Origin of the sequence: Streptomyces sp. ST2-7A (assembly GCF_021390475.1) — a bacterium.
Classification (GTDB): domain Bacteria; phylum Actinomycetota; class Actinomycetes; order Streptomycetales; family Streptomycetaceae; genus Streptomyces.
Genome location: NZ_JAJUWS010000016.1, coordinates 80,067 through 98,146, shown reverse-complemented (window position 1 = coordinate 98,146; position 18,080 = coordinate 80,067). Strand labels below are relative to the sequence as shown.

Annotated in this window: 12 protein-coding genes and 4 tRNA genes; 7 read left to right on the top strand and 9 right to left on the bottom strand. The window is 73.1% G+C overall.

Annotated features, from left to right (window positions below; translation table 11 throughout):
• Positions 1-14 precede the first annotated feature (14 nt).
• Positions 15-2,078: a M48 family metalloprotease gene (locus tag LZF96_RS12310; protein WP_233870215.1), complete on the bottom strand. Its 2,064-nt coding sequence runs from the start codon at positions 2,076-2,078 to the stop codon at positions 15-17.
• A 257-nt stretch (positions 2,079-2,335) separates the two neighbouring features.
• Positions 2,336-2,554, bottom strand: coding sequence for a hypothetical protein (locus LZF96_RS12305; RefSeq protein WP_233870304.1), 219 nt, complete (start codon positions 2,552-2,554; stop codon positions 2,336-2,338).
• 203 nt (positions 2,555-2,757) lie between these two features.
• On the opposite strand from LZF96_RS12305, the gene LZF96_RS12300 reads away from it, so the two are divergent.
• The gene (locus tag LZF96_RS12300) at positions 2,758-3,072 is read left to right on the top strand and encodes a MazG-like family protein (RefSeq protein WP_233870291.1); all 315 of its coding nucleotides are present in this window, start codon (positions 2,758-2,760) and stop codon (positions 3,070-3,072) included.
• Positions 3,073-3,231: 159 nt separating this feature from the next.
• Here LZF96_RS12300 and LZF96_RS12295 read toward each other — a convergent pair.
• The 7 genes from LZF96_RS12295 to LZF96_RS12265 form a co-directional block, all read right to left on the bottom strand.
• Positions 3,232-3,304 (bottom strand) — tRNA-Lys (locus LZF96_RS12295).
• 428 nt (positions 3,305-3,732) lie between these two features.
• Entirely contained in the window at positions 3,733-4,620 is an 888-nt protein-coding gene (locus LZF96_RS12290) for an SDR family oxidoreductase (RefSeq protein ID WP_233870212.1), read from the bottom strand.
• A 101-nt stretch (positions 4,621-4,721) separates the two neighbouring features.
• Positions 4,722-5,720 (bottom strand): TIGR03557 family F420-dependent LLM class oxidoreductase, encoded by a 999-nt coding sequence (locus LZF96_RS12285; protein ID WP_233870209.1) that lies wholly within the window; start codon positions 5,718-5,720, stop codon positions 4,722-4,724.
• 273 nt (positions 5,721-5,993) lie between these two features.
• The gene (locus LZF96_RS12280) at positions 5,994-6,323 is read right to left on the bottom strand and encodes a plasmid stabilization protein (protein WP_233870206.1); all 330 of its coding nucleotides are present in this window, start codon (positions 6,321-6,323) and stop codon (positions 5,994-5,996) included.
• 379 nt (positions 6,324-6,702) lie between these two features.
• Positions 6,703-7,122, bottom strand: a complete 420-nt coding sequence (locus LZF96_RS12275) for an Hsp20/alpha crystallin family protein (RefSeq protein WP_233870203.1) — start codon at positions 7,120-7,122, stop codon at positions 6,703-6,705.
• Between the two features lie 293 nt (positions 7,123-7,415).
• Positions 7,416-9,455 carry a DEAD/DEAH box helicase gene (locus LZF96_RS12270; protein ID WP_233870200.1) on the bottom strand — a complete coding sequence of 680 codons (2,040 nt, stop codon included), beginning with the start codon at positions 9,453-9,455 and terminating at the stop codon, positions 7,416-7,418.
• Positions 9,456-11,191: 1,736 nt separating this feature from the next.
• Positions 11,192-11,554 carry a metallopeptidase family protein gene (locus tag LZF96_RS12265; RefSeq protein ID WP_233870197.1) on the bottom strand — a complete coding sequence of 121 codons (363 nt, stop codon included), beginning with the start codon at positions 11,552-11,554 and terminating at the stop codon, positions 11,192-11,194.
• Positions 11,555-11,844: 290 nt separating this feature from the next.
• On the opposite strand from LZF96_RS12265, the gene LZF96_RS12260 reads away from it, so the two are divergent.
• The 6 genes from LZF96_RS12260 to hrpA all read left to right on the top strand — a co-directional run bounded on the left by LZF96_RS12260 (position 11,845) and on the right by hrpA (position 18,009).
• Positions 11,845-11,917, top strand: a tRNA-Glu gene (locus tag LZF96_RS12260).
• A 38-nt stretch (positions 11,918-11,955) separates the two neighbouring features.
• A tRNA-Asp gene (locus tag LZF96_RS12255) sits at positions 11,956-12,030 on the top strand.
• 27 nt (positions 12,031-12,057) lie between these two features.
• Positions 12,058-12,134, top strand: a tRNA-Phe gene (locus LZF96_RS12250).
• Positions 12,135-12,502: 368 nt separating this feature from the next.
• Entirely contained in the window at positions 12,503-12,964 is a 462-nt protein-coding gene (locus LZF96_RS12245) for a helix-turn-helix domain-containing protein (RefSeq protein ID WP_233870194.1), read from the top strand.
• Entirely contained in the window at positions 12,961-13,338 is a 378-nt protein-coding gene (locus LZF96_RS12240; protein ID WP_233870191.1) for a HepT-like ribonuclease domain-containing protein, read from the top strand. Before LZF96_RS12245 ends, LZF96_RS12240 begins: the two co-directional genes overlap by 4 nt.
• Positions 13,339-13,632: 294 nt before the next feature.
• Positions 13,633-18,009, top strand: coding sequence for an ATP-dependent RNA helicase HrpA (hrpA, locus tag LZF96_RS12235; RefSeq protein WP_267940785.1), 4,377 nt, complete (start codon positions 13,633-13,635; stop codon positions 18,007-18,009).
• Positions 18,010-18,080: the final 71 nt, after the last annotated feature.

Sequence of the window (18,080 nt, the reverse complement as noted above, 5' to 3'; positions counted from 1 at the left end):
GCCGTCCGGGCCGGTCAGTCGCAGTCCGTCCGGATCAGTATCCTCCTCGGCACCACCACGGTCTCGCCGGCGACGATGTCGGTCCCGGTACCCATGTCGTTCAACTCCTGGAGGTGTTCGACTGTGGTGTCGAACCGGCAGGCGAGACCGCCGAGGGTGTCCCCCGGCGCGACGACGTGGCCTGTCTCGACGGGGTGCGGGGTGAGCGACAGCAGCGGCGGACGGTCGATGGGCGCCGGTGGGAAGTCCGTTCCCGGAGATCCCGGAGCGTCGGGGAGCCCGGGAACGGTCGGGATCGCGGGCGGCGGTGCCGGTGGCCACGTCCGGATGGTGGGCGAATTCATGACCGGCGGCGGCGTATACGGCCGGGAGGGATCACTCCCCGCCAGGGACACCATCCAGATCACCCCCACGACCGCCAGGGCGCCGATGGTGAACCTTCGGACGGTTTTCTGCCGCCGGAGTTCTCCCGCGACGGACTCCGGCATCCGTCCGCCGGTCCGCCCCCGGGTCCGGCCCGCAGGGGCCGTCACGGTGCGCAGGGCCAGTGGGATCGGCTTCCCGGTGTCCACGCCGAGCCGGACCAGTTCCCGACGCAACTCCTCCACTCCCTCCGGAGCCCGGACCGCGGCGGCGACCGCGTTGCCGGGGTCCACCGGGGTCCGGTCGGTACCCGGCAGCCACTCCAGGCGGTAGCCCTCCGTCCAACTCGGCGCCCAACGGGCCAGGCCGTGACCGACCAGCGCCTGACCGACCAGCGCGTACAGGGCCTCGGCGAGTTGGTCGCGGGGCCCGGGCGCGGCCGTGAGCCGGCGCGCCAGCCGCTCCCCCTCCCCGCGTTCCAGCAGGTCGAGCACGGCATCGAGGCCCGGGCGCCCGTCCGGGGCGAGAGCGTGTGCCGCGTCCGACAGCAGTGCGGCGAGTTCGATCGCGAACGCCTCCGCCGCCAGGTTCGCCCACTGCTCCCGGGGCAGCGCGGTCGCCGGGGCGCGGTTCTCCTCGAACATCCACCGCTGCACCCGCGACAGCGACTTCCGGGCGATCGGTGGCGGGGCTCCCCCGCCGGTCGCGCGCCGCCCCCCGACCGGTGCCGGTGCCCCGATCGACTCCAACCGCCGGGACAGCGGCGGGTGGGAGTCCAGCGGGGACCGGCCCGCCTCGACCGGACGGGCCCGCAGTTCGGCCATCCGCTCGCGGACGGCGGGGTCCTCCACCATGGCCGTGAACGCCCCGAAGACGTCGTCCGGGACGAACCCCAGCTCCCGGATCGGCAACAGGTACCGGTCCCGGAACCCGGCCCAGGCGAAGCCGAGCGCGTGGACCTCGCGCAACGCCTCGGCGGTCGTCTCCGCCCCCACCTCGGCGACGGCCCCCGCGTCCGCCTCCTCCTCCTGGCGACGGCGCACCGACAGGGACAGCCGGAGGTAGAGCCACGCGTAGAGGCCGATGAGAGCCTGGAACAGCCAGGCGTACCCCGGCAGGCCGGTTTCCGAGCGGGCGGTCATCCGGAGCCGGAAGAGGGTGGAACGCAGCGACGCCGCCCCCCGGTGGGTGACGGCACCGAAGCGGGTGTGGCCCTTCGCGTAGTGCCCCAACTCGTGGCAGAGCACGGCGCGGAGTTCCGGCTCCCGCAGGTTCGTGAGGAGTGGCACGCCGAGATACATGGTCCGCTCGCCGACCAGGAAACCGAGGAACAGCGGCTGTTCGGACACCGCCGCGTTGGCCTCCGCCGTGAGGCGGATCCGGGTGGGCGGTGGCGTGCCCATCCGCTCGGCCAGTTCCTCGATCAACCGCCACAGCCCGGGGGCGTCGGCGCGGAGCAGCGGAACGCTGCCCGGCGGGTCCTCCTCGGCCCGGCTGACGGTGGTGATGCCGTGGACCAGGGCGAACACCGCCGGGATGCCGGCTCCGAGGGCCAGTGCCCAGGGGCCGGCCCGGTACGGGGTCGTCACCACCATCCACAGGGACGCCACGACGAGGACGGCGGTGACGGCGACCAGGACGAACGCCAATACGTAGAAGCCGGCGAGCAGTCCCACCGCGAGCACGCCCCGCGCCCCGGCCCGGACGGCCGTCATCGCCGCGCCCCCGGTACCGGACCGGGGCACCCGCCCCGGAACGCCCGTAACCCTCTCACCGCCGTGTCCGACAGCTCCGATGCCTCCATCCCGGAGTCCTTCCTCTCGGCACGGGCTCCGACACCCGGAGGCGCCTCCTCCGGAGCCCCGGCACCACCGGTACCGGGCTCTCTTCCACGTCCTACCCGTCGGATCCGGTTCCCGGCCGGCGACGGGAATGGCGGGGGCGGCCCCGGAACCGCCCCGCTCCGTCGTTCTCAACCGGTCGGGTTCGACTTCGTGCCCAATTCCGGGCGCGGCCGGTCCGCGAGGTCCCGCAACAGTTGTCGGTCGTGCGTCGCCGCCACCACGGCGGCGACGCTCGTGGTCCGGATCGCCGCGGTCAACTCGTCGACCGGGGCGGCCGAGAGGTGGTTGGTCGGCTCGTCGAGGAAACCCGGTCCCGGTCGCGCTGGTGGTGGTGCCGGTACGTCCACTCACGCACCCGCTCACGCGTTCGGTCGCTGCGACCCCCACGTGACGGGCGAGCCGGAGCGGATCGAGGGGCGGATCCGCCCCTCCCGTCATCCCGGACGGTGGGGTTCACCTCCGGGCGAGCCACCTCCACGCCCGGGCCGCTGCTATCCTCCGGCGCATCTCGCCGGTGAACTCCACCGGCCACGACCACGGAGCCCACCACATGGAGCACCTCTGGCCCACCATCGACCGCCTCGTGCGGTGGCTCGACACCGAGACCGAGACCACACCCGAGGTCGCCCGACTGCTGCGCGTGCTCAAGATCAGCGAAGAGGCCGGTGAAGTCGCCGAGGCGATCCACGGAGTGAGCCGCTCCAACCCCAGCAAGGGCACCGGTCACACATGGGGGGACGTGGAGAAAGAGCTCTGCGATGTCATCCTCGCCGGCATGGTCGCCCTGCGCACCATCACCCCGGACGCCGAGAAGGTGTTCGCCGAACGACTGGACCACGTCGCCGAGCGGTCACTGACGTCCTGACCCGGGCGCCTCACCCGGTTGGTGGGGGACACCGACGAGCCACCGGCCCGGCCGGCGGTTCTGCCCGTTCGGCCGGGCGATGGCCGAGCAGGGAGCCATCACGGGCCCCGAAACGGCAGCGACCCCGGGGCAGATGGTGTCCGACCCGGGGTCCAGCGGTAGGCCGTGTGGGACTCGAACCCACAACCAATGGATTAAAAGTCCACTGCTCTGCCAATTGAGCTAACGGCCCGCAGGGAGCAGCATAGCCGTCCGCCGGCGGCCGGTCGCGGGCGATTCCCCTCGGCGTGTGGCGGGACGGTACGGCCCCCGGGCTGTGGCGGACGGGCCGTGCCCGCGTCTCCGGCCGAACCCGGCCCTCGTCGAGGGCCACCCGCGCCCGCGAAGGGTTCGAGGCGGCCCCGGGCGTCTCGGGCGGCATCCCCGTGCGGCCCTCCCACCACGGGCCACCACACGCCGCCCCCGCCCTCACTCCCATCACGCTCCCGGCCCGCGCGCGGCCCGGGGAAGGGGGCCGGCGCGGGCCGGGGCGAGAGGCGGCCGAGGGGTCCCGGCCGTTCCCGGCGGCGCGGACCGCCGGGGCGACCCCGGGAGGCGTCCCGGGGCCGGTTCATGGGCACCGGCCGGCACGCCCGTCGCGGGACGGGCCGGCCCGCGGGGTCAGGGCAGCGGGGTGCCACCCGTGGCGTTGACGATCTCGGCGGTGATGTAGCTCGCCTCCGCCGAGGCGAGGAACACGTACGCCGGTGCCATCTCGGCCGGTTGGGCCACCCGCCCGATGGGGGCCTGCGCGCCGAACTCGGAGACCTCCGGCAGGGTGGAGGGGATCAGTGGCGTCCACACCGGCCCCGGTGCCACGCCGTTCACCCGGATGCCGCGCTCGATGAGCTGCGTGGAGAGCGACTGGGTGAAGTTCTTGATCGCCGCCTTGGTCATGGCGTAGTCCATCAGCGGCGGGGACGGCTTGTACCCCTGCACCGAGGTGGTGTTGATGATGCTGCCGCCCTCGGGGATGTGCGGCACCAGGAACTTCGTCAGCCAGAACATCCCGTACAGGTTGGTCTTCATCACGCGGTCGAACTGCTCGGTGGTGATGGCCTCGATGCCGTCGGGCTGGGCCATCTGATACGCCGCGTTGTTGACCAGGACGTCCACCCGGCCGAACTCCTCGACGGCGCGGTCGGCCAGCTCGCGGCACTCCCGCTCCTCGCGGAGGTCGCAGGCGACGGCGACCGCTCGACGGCCGGCGTCGGTGACCAGCCGGACGGTCTCGTCGGCCTCGGTCTTCTCCTCGGGCAGGTACGTGAACAGCACGTCGGCGCCCTCACGGGCGAAGGCGAGCGCCACGGCCCGGCCGATGCCGGAGTCACCGCCGGTGATGACGGTCCGCAGGTCGCGCAAACGGTCCGAGCCCCGGTAGGACTCCTCGCCGTGGTCGGGGCGCGGGCTCATCTCCTCGGTGTGGCCCGGCGTTTCCTGCTCCTGCTCGGGGAATTCGGGACGGGGGTGGCGGGTGGTGGGGTCCACGCGGCGGGGCTCATCGGACACGGGAAGCTCTCCTTCATGGTGGATCGGGTCGACGGTCGTTCGGGGGGTTCCGGGGGTCCCGGGGGGCGGGACCGGGGTGACGTCTCCTGGCCGGGGACCGCTCAGCGCGGCAGGTGCGGCAGCACCTCGTCGCGGTAGAAGTCGAAGAAGCCGCGCATGTCGGGGCCGATCTGGCTGACGTAGACGTGGTCGAAACCGGCGTCGACCGAGGCGGTGAGCGCCTTGATGTGCGCCTCGGCGTCGGGACCGCAGGGCACCGGTCCGTCCTCGACGTGCCGTTCGGTGATCAGCTGTGTGGCCTGCTCGAAGTGGCGCGGGTCGGGCAGCAGGGAGGCCATCTCGCCGGGGAGGAAGAGGTTGGGCCAGCACCGCAACACCGTCCGCACGGCGTTGTCCCGGTCGGGGTCCCAGCACGCCTTGACACCGGAGGAGGCGGGCCCGGTGCCGCCGCGCTCGCGGTAGCGGTTCAGCAGGTCGCCCTCCGGCCCCATGGAGATGTAGCCGTCGCCGATGCGGGCGGCCAGGTCGGTGGCGATCGGGCCGAAGCCCGAGACGTCGATCGGCACGGTGTCCTCGGGGACGGTGTACAGGCGCGCGTTCTGCACGGTGTAGTGGGTGCCCCGGTGGCTGAGCTGCTCGCCGGTGAGCAGCTCCCGGATGATGCCGACGGCCTCCTCCAGCATCTCCAACCGCACGGGCGTGGTGGGCCAGTGGGTGCCGAGGATGTGTTCGTTGAGGGCCTCACCGCTGCCGACGCCGAACCGGAAACGTCCCTCGAGCTGGACGGCGGCGGTGGCGACGGCCTGGGCGATCACGGCGGGGTGGGTGCGGACGGTCGGACAGGTGACGGCCGTCTGCACCGGCAGGCGGGTGGCCTCCGAGAGGGCACCGATCACCGACCAGACGAACGGGCTGTGTCCCTGGGCGTCCACCCACGGGTGGTAGTGGTCGGAGATCCACAGCGCCTCGAAGCCGGCGTCCTCGGCCATCCGGGCCTGCTCGACGAGTTCACGGGGGCCGTGGTCCTCGGTCGCGAGGAAGTAACCGTAACGGACGCGGGAGGGGCGATCGGGGGACGCGGAACCGGATTCGGTGGTCATGGGGGTGTGCTCCCGGGGTGCGTGGGGTGCCGTGGACGGGACCCGGCGGTGGGCTGTGGGCGGATGACCCGGCGGGCCGGAGCGACATCACGAGGGGCGCCGGCGCGGTGGGCGGGACCACGGTTGTGTGCGGGGCCGCACACGACCGGGACGGGACGGGCGGGGCCGTCATCCCGCGCGGGGAACGTTCGGTACCGAACCGGGCGGTGCCGGCGACGTCCGCCGCGTCGAGGTGGCGATGCCCCACCGATCGGCCGGCCCCCGTCGATTCGGTCAGTCGTCGCGACCCAGCGCGCGGGACAAATCGTCCTTGTTCATCTGCGAGCGGCCATCGATGTTGCGCCGCTTGGCCTCGGCGTAGAGCTGGTCCCGGGTGGGTCCGCCGGGTCCGTGTCCGGAGCGCAGTCCGCCGCGCCGCCCGGAGGAGATGTCCTCACGGGATTCCCGGCTCGACTCGCGGGCCTCGCCGGCGCGGGCGCGCTCCTTGTTGACGGTGCGGGCGGCGATCTCCTCGGCGCGCTTCTCGCCACGGCCCTGATCCAGTTGGCTCCGCTTGATCTTCTCGTACTGTCGTTCGCGCTTGGAGTTGGATCCGGCGGGCATGGCGGCACGCTCCTCTCACCGTCGACGGACGCGGTGGATCCCGGCGGGGATCCGGTGCCTCCGGCCCCCTCGGGCCCGGAGGGGCGGGTACCCGGGGTCGATGGGGCGAAACGGTTGAGAAGCGGAACAACAGCGCGGCTGATGGGAAAAGCGACTCGGAAGGTGATTTCCGGCCGGGAGCGGCGGGAGCCGGGGAACGCCCTGTCCACGGCCGGCCGTTCGGGCGCCGGTCGGGCCCGGGGGCAACGCCCGCCCCGTCCTCCGCCTTTCCCCTGCCCACCCGCGCCCCTCCCACCCACCGGCACGCGAACGGCGCCCACCCCGGGCGGGGTGGGCGCCGTCGGCGGGGCGCTCCGGGTCGGCCGGGGCGGCCCGCCGCTCAGCCCTTGATCTCGCGGGGCTGCTCGGATCCGCCGGAGACCACGACCCTGCGCGGCTTGGCCCGCTCGGCGACCGGGATGCGCAGGGTCAGCACGCCGGAGTCGTACCGGGCCTCGATGCGGTCGGTGTCGAGCGAGTCGCCGAGGAACAGTTGACGGCTGAAGGTGCCGCGGGACCGCTCGGCGAGCACCGGCTCGGCCCCCTCGGGCAGGGACTGCGACCGTTCGGCCGTGACGGTGAGCACGTTGCGCTCGATGTCGATGGACTCGGGGGCGACGCCCGGCAGATCGAACTCGACGGTGAAGGTGTCGCCGGTGCGGTACGCGTCCAGCGGCATGACGGTCGGCCGCGCGGCGGTCCCCAGCAACTGCTGGGCCAGCTTGTCGAACTCGCGCAGGGGGTCGGTGCGCATCAGCATGGCGGGTCAACTCCTCTCGGAACGGCGTTCCAGGTGCCGTGTCCCTTCTTTTATAACCCACGGCGAGGAAAGCTGCCAAGTACTGACTCAACTTTGTGGAGCGACTTCACTTCCTCCCGGAAACCCCCTGGTCGGAGCGGTATCACCGATCCACCCCGATGGTCCGGGCAGGCCGGTTCGGGAGGTCGGGAGGCCCGATGAGCACCCCTGAAACGGCCGAACGGCCCACCCCCGGGTCCGGGGTGGGCCGTTCGGCACACGGATGGTGGGGCGGCGGGGCCGCCCCGGCCGGCTCAGTCCTCGCGCGAGCGGCGCGGGGCCTCGTCGCGCCGGTCGCCGGTACGGTCGAAGGAACGCCCGCCACGGTCGTCGCGCCGTCCCTGGTAGGAGGACGAACGGTTGTCGCGGTCGAAGGAACGACCACCACGGTCGTCACGGCGTCCCTGGTAGGAGGACGAACGGTTGTCGCGGTCGGCCGGACGGCGGTCGTCACGGTCGAAGGAACGACCACCACGGTCGTCACGGCGTCCCTGGTAGGAGGACGAACGGTTGTCGCGGTCGGCCGGACGGCGGTCGTCACGGTCGAAAGAACGACCACCACGGTCGTCGCGACGGAACCCGCCACGCTCCCCGTCCCGACGGAAGCCCTCGCGCGGCCCGCGCCCGCCACGGTCGTCACGGCGGTCGTCACGGCGACCCTGGTAGGAGGACGAACGGTTGTCGCGGTCGGCCGGACGGCGGTCGTCACGGTCGAAGGAACGACCACCACGGTCGTCACGGCGGAACCCGCCCCGACCCTCACGGCGGTCGTCACGACCCCGGGCGCCCTCCTCGGGCCCCCGGGCCTCGCGCTCGACGCGTCGCGCCTCGCGACGGGCCTCCCGCTCCTCGTGACGACGTGCCTCCTCCGCGACCTCCTCGGCGGCGGCCAGGGCGATGGCCTCGGTCGGGTCCTCGCCCCGCTCCTTGGCGGCGCGCCCGATCAGGCTCTCCGCCTCCGAGCGCAGCTCGGCGGCGTGGGCCTGCGCCCGCTCCAGCTCGCGGGCCATCCGGGTGGCCTCCCGCTCGGCGTGCCGGGCGGCACCGGTGGCGGCCTCGGCCTGCAGCTCGGTCAGCGACCGGGCGCCGGTGATGGCGGCCAGCTCCTCGTTGAAGAGACCGTCGCGACCGATCATGTGTCGGGCCGCGTCCACACCCGCGTCCTCCATCAGCCGGAAGACGGTCCGCCGCTGGTGCGGCAGGGCGAGCGAGACGACGATGCCGGAACGGCCCGCTCGGGCGGTGCGCCCGGAACGGTGCAGGTAGTCCTTGTGGTCACCGGCCGGGTCCACGTTGAGGACCAGGTCGATGCCGTCGACGTGGATGCCGCGCGCGGCGACATCGGTGGCGACCAGCACGTTGATCCGGCCGTCCTTGAAGTCGGCCAGCGTCCGGGTGCGGGCGCCCTGGGTCATGCCGCCGTGCAGGGCGTCGGACTTCACCCCGACCTCGCGCAGCTGCTCCGCCACCCGGTCCGCGCCCAGCTGGGTGCGGACGAAGACGATGGTGCGGCCCTTGCGGGCGGCGATCGCGGAGGTGATCGGGGCCTTGTCGCGCGGCTTCACCACGAGCACGTGGTGGCTCATGGTCGTCACGGCACCCTGGGCGGCGTCCACCTCGTGGCTGACGGGGTCGACCAGGTAGCGCTTGACGAGGCTGTCGATCTCGTTCTCGAGGGTCGCGGAGAACAGCATCCGCTGGCCGCCGGAGGGGATCAGGTCCAGCAGCTCGGTGACCTCGGGCAGGAAGCCGAGGTCGGCCATCTGGTCGGCCTCGTCGAGGACCGCGACCTCGGTGTCCTCCAGCGAGCAGGCACCGCGGTTGATGATGTCCCGCAGTCGGCCGGGGGTGGCCACCAGGATGTCCACGCCCCGCTCCAGGGCGTAGATCTGGTTGCCCATGGAGGTGCCGCCGCAGACGACCTTCAGACGCAGGTTGAGCACGTCGCCATAGGGCTGGAGCGCGTCGGAGACCTGCATGGCCAGCTCGCGGGTCGGGGTGAGGATCAGGCCCCGCGGGCGCTTGGGCTGGGTGCGCCGGCCGCTGAGACGGGTGAGCAGCGGCAGACCGAAGCTCAGGGTCTTGCCGGAACCGGTGCGCCCGCGGCCGAGGATGTCGCGGCCGGCGAGGGCGTCCGGGATGGTGGCGACCTGGATCGGGAACGGCACGGTGACGCCGTTGTGGGCCAGGCGGCGCACGACCTCGTCCGGCAGGCCGAGGTCGGCGAAGGTGGTGGTGGGCTCGTCCGGCGGGAGAAGATCCTCGGTCGCGGGAACGTGGGCAGCAGTGGACATGCGGAAACAAACCTCCGGAGTAAGGGGCACGCGCCTTGGCTCCGTAGGTCACGAAATAAACCGCCTACTGCGGTCGGCCACGGCTGTACGAGCAACGCGCCACACGGCGCACTGCAATCGGGCGCCGGGCAAGTGGGATCAAACGATCTACAAGCATACGCACCGTGTCACCGAGGACGCAAACCGATACCGCCCGGCCGGGAACCGACTCCCGTCCGGGTTCTCCCGAAAGGCCCTCCGACACCCCCTGACGACCGCTCCCACCTGCGGAAACCGGAGCCCCGGAGGCCGGGGGTGAGCCGCGTCACGGGCCTGCCGACGGGCCCCGCGGAGCCCTCCGAACCGGCCGGAACCGACCGCTCCTGCCCGGGGCCCGCCGCTCGGGACGAGCGGGTCGGGTCGGACCACGGAGGTCCGGGGCGCGGACGCCCCGGACAGGGGACGGAACCCCGGACGATCACGGCGACGGACCGGTGCGGACGAGGCCGACGATTCTCCGCCGGGCGGCACGGAGATGCCCGGGGACGACCGTCACTCGTCGTCCTCGCCCCCGCCGTCCGGACCGCCGTTGCCACCGGAGCCGCCGCTCCCGCCGCTCCCACCGCTCCCACCGCTCCCACCGGAGCCACCACCGGAACCGGTCGGGTCCTCCGGCGGGGGTGGCGGCGGTGGGGGCGGTGGTGGATCGGGAATCGGATCCGGCTGCGGGGCCGTCCGGTCGCCCCCCTCCCCGCCGCCGGAGCCCGGTGCGGGTGGTGGTGGATCGGCCGGTCGCCCCGACGGGGAGGGCTGCGGCGCCCCAGGGGACACCCCGCCGCTTCCGGCGGGACGGGACGGCCCGGGGGCCTCGTCCGAACGGCCCGGCGGGTCGGCGCCCGGACGCCCGTCCTCATCGGCGGGACGCCGCCGCGAGGTGGCCTCGTCCTCCGAGGGAGGCGAGGCGCCCGGCGAGGGCTCCGGGGACGCCCGGTCACCTGCCGTGCCGGGGGCCGCCGGCGCGCCCGGAACGGGCGGGTCGAGCTCGTCGGGGACGCGCTCGGCACCCACCGGCGCGGCAGGTGACTCGGGGTCCACGGTGACGCAACCGGCGAGCGCGACGCCGAGGGCGCACAGGCCCAGGGCGGCCAGGGCGGTGCGGGCGGAGCGGCTCGCACCGGGCCTCGGCGGACCGACGTCACACGGGGCAGCGTGCCGGGCGGCGGGCCCGGCGGGCGGGACGGGGCGCACGGGTCGGGCACCTCCGGGGGAAATGGCTGGGAGTTGCCCTGCTCAACGGCCGGACCCGCCCCCGGGACACGGCCCGGGGGCGGGTGGGTTCACCACGCGCCGGTCGGCGTCCCGCCACGCCGGGAACTCGCCCCGGTCCCCGGCGGCGGGGCCCGGCCCGTGCCCCGGATTCGGGACGTGCTCGACCCCGACCCCGAAGCCGACCCCGACCCCGGTCCGGCTTCGGCTTCGGCTTCGGCTTCGGCTTCGGCTTCGGCTTCGGCCCATGGTCCGGCCACGGGCCGAAGCGGAGACCCGGCCCACGACCCATACCCGGTCCCGGGTATGGGGGGCCTCCGGGCCGGCTCCGGGCCGGCCCGGAGGCCGCCTCGGTCCGGGACTCCGGGCCCGTGGCCGCACCGAGCCCGGAGGCACGGTCCGGGGCCGGCCCGGGCGTCACCCACGACCCGACCCGGGGCGTGGTCGGACCCTGGCCGGGTCGTGGCCGACAGCCCGGGCCGGCCCCCTCGTCAGGCGTAGCCGAGGGCGTGCAACCTCTCGTCGTCGATGCCGAAGTGATGGGCGATCTCGTGCACGACGGTGATCTCCACCTCCTCGACCACCGCTTCGCGGTCGCCGCCCTCGCGCGCGCACATCCGCAGCGTGGGACCCATGTAGACGGAGATGCGGTCCGGGAGGACCCCGGCGTACCACTCACCGCGCTCGGTCAGGGGTGTGCCCTCGTAGAGCCCGAGCAACTCGGGTTCCTCGGGCGGTGGCTCGTCCTCGACGAAGACGGCGACGTTGTCCATCAGCCGGGTCAACTCCGGCGGGACGCGGTCGAGCGCCTGACTGACGAGATCCTCGAACTCCTCGCGGCTCATCTCCAGCACACCGCCATTGTGCGGCACCCCGGCCCGGCCGGACCGGGACGCGGGGTGGAGAGGATCGGCGCGCGACGCGGACCCACGGCCCCACACACTCCGGCAACCACGGGCCCGGGAACGGGACGGGGGTCGGGACCCCACCACGAACCCCCTGTGCCCGGGACGGGTGGGCCGGCTGTTCCCGCCCATTCGACCGGTCGCCGGGCCCGGCCGCGGGAAGGTTTTGGCGATACCGCCGGCTATCCCATATGCTTCTCACGTCCCCGACGGCCACGAGCCGGTCAGGCGGGCCGCCGGCCCTCATCGTCTAGTGGCCTAGGACGCCGCCCTTTCAAGGCGGTAGCACGGGTTCGAATCCCGTTGGGGGCACGTTTCACCGTGTGCGAGACTTGTTTCGCACATTGCAAGGTCCTGTGGAGCAGTTTGGAGTGCTCGCCACCCTGTCAAGGTGGAGGCCGCGGGTTCAAATCCCGTCAGGACCGCTTGCAGATCACCCCGGTGAACTGCGTGGCTGGGTAGCTCAGTTGGTACGAGCGATCGCCTGAAAAGCGATAGGTCGCCGGTTCGATCCCGGCCCCAGCCACCAGAGTGAGAACGTCCCGGACGGCATGCCGTCCGGGACGTTCTCGTTGCGTTCCCCCGGCAAAGGCGCACCCCTGACAGCAACCCTCCCCCAGGGGTTTCACGTGCTGACACGGTGCTGACCTGTCAGCACCGCACCACCGTGATTCCCGACCGCAGAGCCCCTCCGTCTCCCGCGCTGAGCCCGTGCCGTGGACAGTGTCGCCGTGTTTCCCGGAATCGGGATGGCTCCGTCTCCCGCGATGGATCCCGCGAGCCCCGGACGGCCGGGCCGGTGGACCGTCGCTGTCCATCTCGCTGCGACTCCGGCATCGCAGCCCACCATCCGCGCCTGCTGCGATATCCTTGATATAAGGATGAGAGGGGGCTGCCATGACACCACGGAGCTCCGCATCACAGGTCGCCGACATCCGCCGGGCCGCCGGACTGACCCAGCGGGAGTTCGCCGAGCTGTCGGGCGTGGCCCAGCCCAACATCGCGGCATACGAGAACGGCACCCGTCGCCCCTCCCCGAAGATGTTGGCACGCTTGGCCGCCGCCGCAAGGCCACGTCCATCCGTCGCGCTCGCCCGACACGAGGCTGAGGTGAAAGCACTCGCCGCACGCCACGGGGCACACGACGTGAAGGTCTTCGGATCCGTCGCCCGCGGCGAGGATCGTCCCGGCAGTGATCTCGACCTGCTGGTGTCCTTCGCCCCTGACGCTTCCCTGTTCGACCAGATCGAACTGGCCCAAGACCTCGAAGACATCCTCGGGGTGAAGGTCGATGTCGTCAGCGCGGGTGGACTGCGCGAGAGCCACACGACCATCGCGGCGGAGGCTAAGCCCTTGTGACCGCGGCACAACCCGGATCACCCGGTCACGGGTCCCTCGACGCACGCACCCGGCAGACTCTTCACGACTTCCTGGACTTCGCTGCCACCGCTGCCCGGCTCGTCACACGAGGCCGCGAAGCCTACGACGGCGACGAGATGCTCCGGCTCTCCGGCGAGGCGATCCTGCACCGCATCGGTGAAGCCGTCGCCCGGCTGGACGACGACTTCACCGCGGCACACCCCGATGTACGGTGGCGCGCGATGAAGGGCATGCGCGATCTCGTCGCCCACGACTACGGCGCCGTCGACCACGGCATCCTGTGGAACGCCCTGACACACAGCCTCCCGCGAGAGGCCGACCACGTGCGAAGAATCCTCGACGCGGACCGGTGAGTCCACTGCCACGCCCAGAGCCTCGCGCCGTTCCCGGAGCCGTGACGGAGTTCCGTGGATCCGGCCACGCTCCCCGCGCCCCGATCGAACGCACACTCAATCCCTTTGCCGGCGGAGCAGGGCGGCGTCACGCGGGGCGGAGCGGTCGCGGAGTCCACTCGCGCGCGGTCACCGGGATCGAGCCGGGGCTCGTGCCCCGGCGCACATCCGGCCGTGAACCGGTGGGAAACCCGGGAGGACCCGCCGATATGGGTTGGCCGGGGGCGGGTGGGGGGTGAGACGCTGGGGGGCGGTATGTCCACTCACGCTTCCTCCCCCGCGCCGTCCCCCGCCCCCGGCACCACCGGTGCGCCCGGCGACGGCACCCCCGCCGAGGCCCCCGCCTCCCCCGCCGGTTCCGACACCATCGGAACCGGTGCCGCCGACAAGGCATCCACCGGTGGTTCCCCCGCCGACACGTCTCCCACGGACCCCGGCGCCCCCTCCGCCCCCGGCTTCGCCGAGCTGGCGGAGCGGCTGCGCGCCCTGATGCCCCGGGACCAGCAGCGGCTGGGGCGTCGTCTGGAGGGCGCGCGCCGGGTGCGCAAGCCCGCCGCCCGGGCGGCCGTGCTGGCGGAGATCGCCGCCGCCGCGGAGGAGGCGGAGCTGCGCCTGGAGCTGCGGCGCGCCTCCGTGCCGGAGATCCGCTATCCGGAGGAGCTACCGGTCAGTCGCCGCCGCGAGGTGATCCGGGAGGCGATCCGGGATCACCAGGTGGTGATCGTCGCCGGTGAGACGGGGTCGGGCAAGACGACCCAGCTGCCGAAGATCTGCATGGAGCTGGGCCGGGGCCTGCGGGGTCTGATCGGTCACACCCAGCCGCGTCGGATCGCGGCCCGCACGGTGGCGCAGCGGGTCGCGGACGAGTTGAACACCCCGCTGGGCGAGACGGTCGGCTGGAAGGTCCGCTTCACCGACCAGGTCGGCCCGAACACCATGGTCAAGCTGATGACGGACGGCATCCTGCTGGCCGAGGTCCAGCACGACCGGGAGCTGCGGCAGTACGACACGATCATCATCGACGAGGCGCACGAGCGGTCCCTGAACATCGACTTCCTGCTCGGCTACCTCGCGCAGCTCCTGCCGCGTCGCCCGGACCTGAAGGTGATCATCACCTCGGCGACGATCGACCCGGAGCGCTTCGCCCGGCACTTCCGTTCCCCGGAGGGCGGGGAGGCGCCGATCGTGGAGGTGTCGGGACGCACGTATCCGGTGGAGGTGCGGTACCGGCCGCTGCTGGAGGAGCGCCCCGGCGGCAGCCGGACCGACGACGGGGAGGACGACGACGGCCCGGCCGGCCGGGCCGAGGAGCGGGACCAGGTCACCGCGATCCGGGACGCGGTGGACGAGCTGTGCGCGGAGGGTCCGGGCGACATCCTGGTCTTCCTCTCCGGTGAGCGGGAGATCCGGGACACCGCCGACGCGCTGACCAAGCACCTGACCCCCGGCGGCGGGGGCGGCCGACCGGCGGGTGCCGGGGCGGTGGAGGTGCTGCCGCTGTACGCGAGGCTGAGCCACGCCGAGCAGCAGCGGGTCTTCCAGCGCCACTCGGGCCGCCGGGTGGTGCTGGCCACGAACGTGGCGGAGACCTCGCTGACCGTGCCGGGCATCAAGTACGTCATCGATCCCGGCTTCGCGCGGATCTCCCGCTACAGCCACCGCACCAAGGTGCAGCGGCTGCCGATCGAGCCGGTCTCGCAGGCGAGTGCCAACCAGCGCAAGGGGCGGTGCGGGCGCACCAGCGACGGCGTCTGTATCCGGCTGTACTCGGAGGAGGACTTCGCGTCCCGACCGGAGTTCACCGACCCGGAGATCCTGCGCACCAACCTGGCGTCGGTGATCCTGCAGATGAACGCGGCGGGGCTGGGCGAGATCGAGCGGTTCCCGTTCATCGATCCGCCGGACCACCGCAGTGTGCGGGCGGGTGTGCAGCTGCTGGAGGAGCTGCACGCGCTGGACACCTCGCACAAGGACCCGCGCAAGCGGCTGACGGAGACCGGGCGCCGGCTGGCGCAGCTGCCGGTGGACCCGCGGCTGGCGCGGATGGTGTTGGAGGCCGAGCGCAACGGTTGCGTGCGCGAGGTGCTGGTGATCGTGGCGGCGCTGTCGATCCAGGATCCGCGCGAGCGGCCGGCGGAGTTCCAGCAGCAGTCGGACGCGAAGCACCGGCGGTTCCGGGAGGGGCCGGCGGAGCACTCGGACTTCCTGGCGCTGTGGAACCTGTGGGAGTACGTGCGCGAGCAACAGCGGGAGCTGTCCTCCTCGGCGTTCCGCCGGATGTGCCGCGACGAGTTCCTGAACTGGCTGCGGATACGCGAGTGGCAGGACATCGTGGGCCAGTTGCGCTCGGTGATCAAGCAGATGGGGATCGGGGCCGGGGAGAACGGGAACCCGACGGCGGACCCGGATCGGATCCATCAGTCGCTGCTGGCCGGGTTGCTGTCGCACATCGGTCTGAAGGACACCGAGAAGCAGGAGTACCTGGGCGCGCGGGGGGCGCGGTTCGCGGTGTTCCCGGGGTCGGCGCTGTTCCGCAAGCCGCCGCGGTGGGTGATGTCGGCCGAGCTGGTGGAGACCTCCCGGTTGTGGGCGCGGGTGAACGCGCGGATCGAGCCGGAGTGGGTGGAGCCGCTGGCCGAACACCTGGTGAAGCGGACGTACAGCGAGCCGCACTGGGAGCAGAAGCAGGCGGCGGTGATGGCGTACGAGCGGGTCACCCTGTACGGGGTGCCGCTGGTGGCGAATCGCAAGGTCAACTACGGGCGGATCGACCCGGAGACCTGTCGGGAGCTGTTCATCCGGCACGCCCTGGTGGAGGGCGACTGGCGCACCCACCACGAGTTCTTCCGGGAGAACCGGAAGCTGCTGGACGAGGTGGAGGAGCTGGAGCACCGGGCGCGGCGCCGCGACATCCTGGTGGACGACGAGACACTCTTCGACTTCTACGACCAGCGGGTGCCCGAACACGTGGTGTCGGGGGCGCACTTCGACTCGTGGTGGAAACGCGAACGCGTCGAGGCGCCGGACCTGCTGGGCTTCGAGAAGTCGATGCTGGTCAACGAGCGGGCCGCGGACATCACCCGTGAGGACTACCCGGACGTCTGGCGGCAGGACCGGTTGCGGCTGCGGGTGACCTACCAGTTCGAGCCGGGCGCGGACGCCGACGGCGTGACCGTGCACGTGCCGCTCGCGGTGCTCAACCAGGTGACGGCGGAGGGCTTCGACTGGCAGATCCCGGGGCTGCGGGAGCAGGTGGTGACGGAGCTGATCCGCACCCTGCCCAAGCCACTGCGGCGGCGCTGCGTGCCGGCGCCGGACGTGGCGCGGCGGTTCCTGGCACAGGAGTGCCCGGAACCGGGATCGGTGCCGCTGGTGGAGGCGCTGGCGCGGGGGTTGCGCCGGCTCACCGGCGCGGAGATCGAACCGTCGGACTTCACCCCGGGGAACGTCCCGGACCACCTGCGGATCACCTTCCGGGTGGTGGACGAGCCGGCCGGCGGTTCCGGCGGGGGCCGGGGGCGCGGCCGGAACCGGTCGGGTCCGGCCGGTCGGGACGCCGGCCGGGGTATCGCGGAGGACAAGGATCTGGAGTCGTTGCGCGACCGTCTGCGCTCCCGGGCCCGGGAGGCGGTGGACCGGGCTTTCGAGGGCACCCCGGTCACCGGCCCGGCCCGGAAGGGGCGCGCCGATGGGGCCGGCGGGGCCACGGCCGGCGGGGGCGGGGCGGGCGGTGCGGTGGACGCCGCCGGCCCGACGATCGAACGGCGCACCGGGCTGACCTCGTGGAGCGTCGGGGAGTTGCCGAGGGTCGTGGAGACGCGGCGCGGCGGGCAGCCGGTGCGGGCGTATCCCGCGCTGGCCGACGAGGGCGCCTCGGTCGGTGTGCGGCTGTACGACACGGAGGCGGAGGCCGCCGAGGCGATGTGGGCCGGGACGCGACGACTGCTGCTGCTGCGGCTGCCCTCGGACCCGGCGCGGTTCGTGACCCGGAAGCTGGACAACACGGCGAAGCTGGCGCTGGCCTCCTCCCCGCACGGGGACGTCCAGGCACTGCTCGCGGACTGCGTCTCGGCGGCGGCGGATCGGCTGATCGCGGCACACGGCGGCCCGGCCAGGGACGAGGCGGGGTTCACCAAGCTGTTCGACGCGGTGCGGGCGGAGATCACGGACCTGACCCTGCGGGTGGTCGGGCGGGTGCGCGAGGTACTGACCGCGCTGCAGGCGTGCGAGCGGCGGCTGTCGGGGGTGCGCAGCCCGGTGCTGGCGCCGGCGGTGGCCGATGTCCGCGAGCAGTTGGCGTGGTTGACGCCGCCGGGGTTCGTCACCCGGCACGGTGTGCGGCGGCTGCCGGACCTGATGCGGTACCTGATGGCGGTGGACCGGCGGTTGCAGCAGATGCCGCACCAGGCGGAACGGGACCGCGCCCGGATGGCGAAGGTGCGGGAGATGCTGGCGGAGCACGCGCGGTTGCGGGCACGGTTCCCGGAGGGCCGGCCGGTGCCGGAGGAGGTGCGGGAGATCCGCTGGATGATCGAGGAGCTGCGGGTGAGCTACTTCGCGCACGCGCTGGGGACCGCACGGCCGGTGTCGGACAAGCGGATCCTCAGAGCGGTGGAGGCGGCGACGCCGTGAGCCGGGGCCCGGCGCGGGCTCACGACCCCGGGTCGGCGGCGCGCGCCGGAGGGGGCCGGTGACCGGCGCCG